This window comes from Bacillus sp. GMa5/1 (assembly GCF_050172015.1).
GTDB lineage: Bacteria > Bacillota > Bacilli > Bacillales > Bacillaceae_G > Bacillus_A > Bacillus_A cereus.
Genome location: NZ_JBNLYC010000185.1, coordinates 1 through 7,331, shown reverse-complemented (window position 1 = coordinate 7,331; position 7,331 = coordinate 1). Strand labels below are relative to the sequence as shown.

The following is a 7,331-nucleotide window of genomic DNA, read 5'->3' as shown; positions in this document are numbered from 1 at the left end:
TTTGATTACTTATATGACTAGATAAGTATTTAAAATAGTAGTTACTAAATCATATAAATTAAAAGAAATGAGTCCGATTTAACATCGAACTCATTCCTTATTAGTAACCTAAATTATCGTATCTAACTTTTCGGATTCAATTCATTTCCGTTTCTCTTTCCAAACTTAGCAACAGAACTATTACCTATTACTGAACTCTTGATAGATTCCATGCTATAGTATCAGTCCCATTCTCTCCATTACCATATTTCATATAATCGATTAAATATCCTACCTTTAACTTGTTACCATTAGATAGTATGTTCCATTGCTTATGGTGTCCAGTGAAATTCTTTGGATATGCATGATTAAATTTAAAAGTACTTGCGTTCTGTTTTTGATCTAAATGGATATAACTATCTTGAAGTTTTAAATATGCATAATCTGAATAAATAGGATTTTGAAATTTAATTAATACCTCTTCATCCTTTTTAATTGGTTTTCCAGGTTTAGGTTGACCTACTCTTTCAATAATTACATTCACTTTTTCATCACTAGATTTTTCAGACCAAAGATACTCCCATTTATTCCCGGCATGATGACTTCCCCAATAAGCTGTATTTCCATATGAGGCCACAGTATAAGGAACTCCTTCTGTAACAAATTCACCTGAATTATCTACTACATAATCTTCAAATTCTTTATTAGCTTTAATTTCAGTATCAATCTTTTGTATAGGCGTTAAATTGTGTGCGTCATTGATTTCAAATGTAACTTTTCTGTGCGCAGCAATTTCAGATTTAATAGGGTGTATATTTTCTCTAGACTCATATGTAAATCCATTCTCACGTTTAACTAGTGTTACTGTTTGTGATGGAGCATTCCATTTCTTGTTATACGTAGTAGGAATCTCTTTACTCACTCCAAATAAACCCGGTAAAACTGTTGCCCTAATCTTTTGCGTCACAGAATCATAACTACCTTCTACTAATGTTGGTTGCTGTAGTTTTGCAAAAGCACCGTGTACAGAATCTTTATGTAAATAACCGCCATCTCCCTGTCCCGCTTTTAAATCGTTTAATGCATCAGTTCCATTATTAGCTGAAACCACTGATACGTTATTAGTACTTTTAGCCTTGTTTACAATATGATTCACTTTTTTCGTATCTATATTTACATGTTGAAAAACTTCGTTATAGGATAAAACTGGCTTATCAGCAAGGGATTTGTCTTTAGGAGTATATATCCTAAACTTTGGTATATTTCCTATATCTGTTTCTAATTGTTCAGTAGCTGCATTCACTCTAGACTCATATCTCCCTGAATCCCCCAAATGCATAATTTCTTCACCTTTTTCAATAGATAAATCCATTGTACTTGTAGGTAAAACTTCAATCGAAAGAAGTTCCCCTTGTTCAACAGCTTTTAATTCATCCAAAGATAAGACAATATTTGCATCTGCTTGTCCTTCTAAACTGTCAATTACTACTTCTGTTTTATTCCGTCCACCTTTTTCTGTACTTAAATAGTTTGCTTTATAACGATCTTGTGTTGCCTTTACAGTATTAATAATTTTGTTTCCTAAACGAATATTAAAATGTGGCGAAACATTTTCAGCGGATGCTGTTCCTACATTCTTATATTCCAAATGTACCCGTAATTTTGCTGCGTTCGCTGTATCCACAGTTGTTGCCGTAGACCAATCAAAATTATTTGTATAACTCTCCGTTTCCGTAGTTGTTTTTGAATATCCATATCCCACATTTGCTGAAACACTTCCGGAAGGAACAGGGCCGGCTGCTGAGCCTTCTACACCACCTGAACCACTTAAACCTACATTAAATGAATGTTGTGTAGATACACTTTTTTCCCACCCTCTGCTAACTGATCCGCCATTATTATCCGTAATGGTTGCAATAGGAATTACCTCAATTCGTTTGACACCAATTTGCAAATTCGGTATGTTGGCAACTATCGGATTGAAATTAGTATCAGAATCGTTGTTATAATTCTCAACCTCATACATATCAGTAAAAGGATCACCATCCGTATTTGCATTCATAGGATTCGATATAAATTTTGGTTTCCCTTTATCCTTCTCAGGATCCCATGCTTTCGCTTCATTTTTTCCAGTTTGTGAATTGAATTCAATTTTATAACCATTAATCTCTAAGTCGTTAGAAATACCATCTTTGTCCCAATCATTGTTTGCCATTTCAATGTTTTGTGTAATGAGCGAACCTATCTCCCCATCAAATCCGAGCGTGAAATTCTTATCTTCTTTTTTTGCATTTGCATTTTCTTTAAATATTTCAACTGTACCTCCTGGATTCGGTTGTTTTACATCTGCTAAAGCAGGAGATACTAGAGTCAGTGCCATCGATACACTACCTAATACACTAATTGCTGGCTTCAATTGTTTCATTGTTATTTTTCCTCCTTGGTTTCTAGGTCAATTAGAACACCTACTAGTAAGATTAATTTCATCATATATAACAAATCTTTCTTTTCTCTCTCATAACTGTTAAAAAAGTCTCTCGTAAATATTACAAAACACTTACAGAGTTCTTAAAAGCTACAAAATCCATATATGAAACATCAAAAAGCCGTAATATGAAGAATCCATTACAATATATGCAAAAAAGCAGCTAGCCAAAGCTAACTGCTCACAAATTTATAAAATTTCAGTAAAAGAGTGTATTAATTTTGAAGTGTACAAATAGGGAGAGTGACTTCAACTGTAGTTCCCTTATTCACTTCACTCTCAATAAATACCTTTCCCTGATGTGTTTCAATGATTTTATAACAGATCATTAACCCTAAGCCAATCCCCTCTTCTTTAATACTATAAAAAGGTTCTCCAAGGTATGGTATACGTTCTTTTGGAATCCCACACCCTTGATCGATAAAACGAATACTTAATTGATTATTATCAAGTATATTTAATTGAATGAGAATTTCTCCTCCCATCGGCATAGATTCAATTGCATTTTTTAATATATTAACAAATACTTGCTTTAATTGATTTCCTTCACATGAAATCAATGGAATACCAGGGTTAAGATCGATTCTAATTTTTATATTATTCATCATTGCTTGAGGTTGTAGTAGCATTAAAACTTGATCCATTAGCACACTAATATCATTAGGTTTTATTTTTACCACCTGTGGTTTGGCTACCGCCATAAATTCAGTTGTAATACTCTCTATACGCTCAATCTCTGATGATACTATATTTATATAACCTTGATTATTTTCATTTTCCGTTGATTTTAGTAATTGCATGAACCCTTTCATTGCAGTTAATGGATTATTAATCTCATGAGCCATTACAGTCGCTAATTGTCCTACAACAGCAAGTTTTTCAGATTTTCGTAATAATTCTTCTGTTTTTAGCCGTTCAGTGATATCACGAGAAATACTTAGGAAAACTTTTTTACCATTTAAGTTAAAAACACGAACACTAAACTCAGTTGTTATTACTTTTCCTGTTGGAAAAACATATTCATCTTGCAAAGTGAAGGAAGTTTGTCCCTTTTTAATTTTTTCTAATAACCTTACGATTATTTGAGAATCTTGTGGTACTACATTTGAAAATGATAATGAGAGCAACTCTTCTCTACTATATCCAAATCTTCTACACCCAACAGGGTTTACCTCAATAAATCGACTTGGAGCATTATCTTCATTCAGCTCTACTACATATACCGCATCAGTTGCTTGTTCAATTAGTGCACGGTACTTCATTTCACTATCTCTTAATTGCTGGTGTAATCGATGTCGTTCTCTTTCTGCTTGTTTTCTTTCAGAGATGTCTCTACATATTGCTGATAAAGCTATCACATTTCCTCTTACATCTAGTATAGGAGAAACTGTCAGACTGACATCAAGAAGACTCCCATCGCTCCTTTGTCTAACAGTTTCTAATCTAGTAACCACAGATTCACCTGTTAGAATTTTCTGAATATTTTTAATCGATTCTTCCATTAAAAAATCTGGTACACAAGGTAATCTCTTACCTATGATTTCTTGTGATGACCACCCAAATATCTTTTCATAAGCTTTATTCGCTTGTAAAATATGCCCTTCTCGATCAGAAATGGTAATAGCATCTAGATTGTGCTTTATAAATGATTCCAATAATTCTTTGGTAGCGCTTAATTCTGATTCTACCTTTTTCCTTTCGGTTATATCAACTGTAGAACCAACAACTTCAATAACTTGTCCATTTCGTTTAATCGGCCTAAGCGCAATAAGAATAATAGTTTTATCATTTGGCCAAGGTAATTCAAATATAATTTCTTTTCCTTCCCATGCCTGAAGATAGTACTTCATCAATTGTGGAACTAAATGTGGAGGAACAATAGAAGCATCAATAGTACGTAAGCTTTTTCCTACCACCTGTTCAGAATAAAATCCGTTTTGATAATAAAACTGTCCATCACATAAAGTGTGTATAAAGTGCTTACCCACTTTTTTAAATTTAAAAATTCCTCCTTGAAGCTCATGTACGGTATCTGCAAGTTCTTGCTTCGATTTTTTTAATTCTCGATTCATTTTAGATAAGTCCTGTGTTAAATAATACAATCTCTGGTAGGCTTCCATAAGAAATAGCCCAATTAAAAGTCCTAACGCTATATATAATAAGCCTCCTGTGTAAAGTAATGTAGTATTAAATAATACGCCAACTAACCACTTTATTCCAATAAAAACAGAAAAATATAACGATGCACTTTTAAAAGGATGTAGTTTTTTAAAATAAGTTTTAAAGGTAGAAAATAGAATCCCCATACCTAAATAAGCAATCACAGGAGGTTCCCAGTACCCTCCTGTGTAAAAGATACGCATTACAATTATGCTAATTAACGTAATCCAACCAGCAATACGACCAAAGTAAATAAAAGATAGAATAAGAGGAACAACTCGAAGATCGTAGGAAAATCCCATGTATGGAAAAGAAAAGAACATTAACGTAACTGCAATAATCCCTCCATAGAGCTTTTCAAAATATCGACTAGAATTAATTGTAAACACTTGAATAAATATTGCTGCGCTAACTAATAAAGAAAAAATAGAAAGGTTGATGAAATAATCTTTAATAATCATGTAATGTCCCTCCTTGCATTAAGTGTATTCGACAAAAAAGCTAAAAATCCTACAAATTGTATAAACAGTTCAAATGCATAAATTTTAAACTAGGATAAAATCTAGAAAAGTAAATAAGGGGCACAGCAGATGAGATATTTTAATGAAAAATAGTTCAAAAAAGATAATAGTAACCGTTGACTACTATTATCTTTTTTCTTTAATTTATCGTAATATGTCTGAAACTCTAAGGGACGTGGTATGTCATTTCATCAAACAATGATTATATGCTGAGTGATGAATATAGAAATTTCAGCAGTAATTTTTGAAAAATAACATAAAAAACAAAACTATCTTTAAAAATGGAAAAAAACTATATAAATGTCAACTAATCTATGTACAAAAACGTTTACTTAATTTTGCATAAAATCACTCAACTTAGGAAGCTAAGTAGTTCTTCAAGGTCGATAAGAACACCTGTAGATGCTTCAGGATAACTACATAATTGTATGAGTAATGTACTTGAAACCTTTCGGTAAAACCATACACATAAGACAACTAACTCCTTGGTTCAATATTTACTTTTTCGCTGAACAAATTCTTTTTCTTGAGCAAATTATTCTAGGATATAAGGAGATATATGCCATTGCAATTTTTCAATTAACTTGGTGTCTAGTTTATTCTCCAGCTCCAATTACTTCGTTACTTTCAGATTCAGTTCATTATATTTTGGACTTTGTCTTTATACACAACATATTCTTTACCATCCACTACTGCTACTACCGCAAATTCATCATTTGGATTGAATGAAAGCCAATCAGCCCACATGTTAGTATTAGCCCCTCCACTCCACATATTATGAACAGTGTTTTTAGTTAAATTCATAACTTTATAAGACGCATTTGGCGCATTTGTTCCAGTCTTTATTTCAAAAGTGTATGCGTTATGAATTTTTTTATAAAAGTAGAAAACGTTTGATGGACGAAGCTGATTCAAAAAATCCTGTTCTTTTTTCTCTGCAATTTTTATCCCTTCTTGCAAAGTGACAACATCTGTTTTTAATGTTTTCCAACTGTTTTTCGCTGCATTCAAGCTAGGGGTTAAGAATTTATATTTATTTTGATCAGCTTTTTGATCAGCTTTATCAATATGTCCCAGTACACCCGAATATTGAGAATCTAAATCCTCCCATTGCGTAGACATATAAGTAAGAGCAGTGATAGCACTATCAAGCATACTATGCATATCACTAATATTATGAAATGCAACTCCAACTACACGATTCAATGTTATTTTATAATCTACAGTCTGACGCAATTTTGCTAATTCAGGTTCTAGCCAACCTAACTTACCTCTTGCATCACCTATCATTATGCCACCAGCAATCAAGGTTGGAATAAAGGGGATTTTCACCATGTCTAAGCCCTTAGATTCTATGTCTTTCTGATATTTTACTTGTCCTAAAAGGTCCTCTAGACGCTTTTGGTCAGCCTCCACATCAGCACCTTGGTTTTTTAAAATCGATTGCAATGTCTCTTTATGACTTCCAAATGTTCTAACATCTTCTCCAATAGCATTTTTTAATTGAATTAATTCTTCTTTTAATGCTTTTGCAGACTTTTGATTTTGTTGAATTCCTCCCTGTAAATCTGTAATCCCTTTTTTTAAAGTATCTCCATTTCCAGTATTGATCCCCTCTACTAATGTTTCATAATAATTTTCAAATTTTGTATCGTATTCTATAATGCCTGTCAATGTATCAAAAAGCTGTTTTTTTACTTGTGTATTCCATGTAACAGCATGTGCTCTTGCATTCTTTTGATCTTGTACAATTTTACTAGGTAAATCTGCATTTCCATTAATAGTTATTCCTTCAAAACTCACATCTGGATTATTAATTAGCAAATAAGAATATTCATTCATAGCTTTTGCAAATAAACCAGCATCTTGCAAAGCTTTTTTCATCTGTTCTTCATTTGCTGAAAGAGACATATTTTCAGTGTTCGTTTGTTCAATTTCACTTGCAAAAGTTTCTAGTGGTATGACTGCATAAGTAGTTGCTATAGTTAAAAACGCTGATACAGCGAGTAGTTTATGAGGGATTTTTTTCATCATTTCGTATTCCTCCTATATAAGGTATGGTTTCAAGTTCTAATCTTATTAAAAAGCGATGTCTTTCAAAATGAGTTCTACATCTTTTATCAGTATCGTTTGAACTTTCTTTAGCAGCCTTCAAATCATTAAGTATTAAAGAAAATGTATATAAT

The 7,331-nt window shown here is 32.5% G+C and carries 3 protein-coding genes; all 3 read right to left on the bottom strand.

The genetic code is table 11. The features are described 5' to 3' along the window. Positions 1-187 precede the first annotated feature (187 nt). The 3 genes from ACQGSG_RS24685 to hblA all read right to left on the bottom strand — a co-directional run bounded on the left by ACQGSG_RS24685 (position 188) and on the right by hblA (position 7,179). Positions 188-2,404 carry a binary toxin-like calcium binding domain-containing protein gene (locus tag ACQGSG_RS24685; RefSeq protein ID WP_325842675.1) on the bottom strand — a complete coding sequence of 739 codons (2,217 nt, stop codon included), beginning with the start codon at positions 2,402-2,404 and terminating at the stop codon, positions 188-190. 275 nt (positions 2,405-2,679) lie between these two features. Beyond that, positions 2,680-5,085, bottom strand: a complete 2,406-nt coding sequence (locus ACQGSG_RS24680) for a PAS domain S-box protein (RefSeq protein ID WP_214632070.1) — start codon at positions 5,083-5,085, stop codon at positions 2,680-2,682. Positions 5,086-5,778: 693 nt separating this feature from the next. After that, entirely contained in the window at positions 5,779-7,179 is a 1,401-nt protein-coding gene (gene hblA, locus ACQGSG_RS24675) for a hemolytic enterotoxin HBL binding subunit HblA (RefSeq protein WP_325842674.1), read from the bottom strand. Positions 7,180-7,331 lie beyond the last annotated feature (152 nt).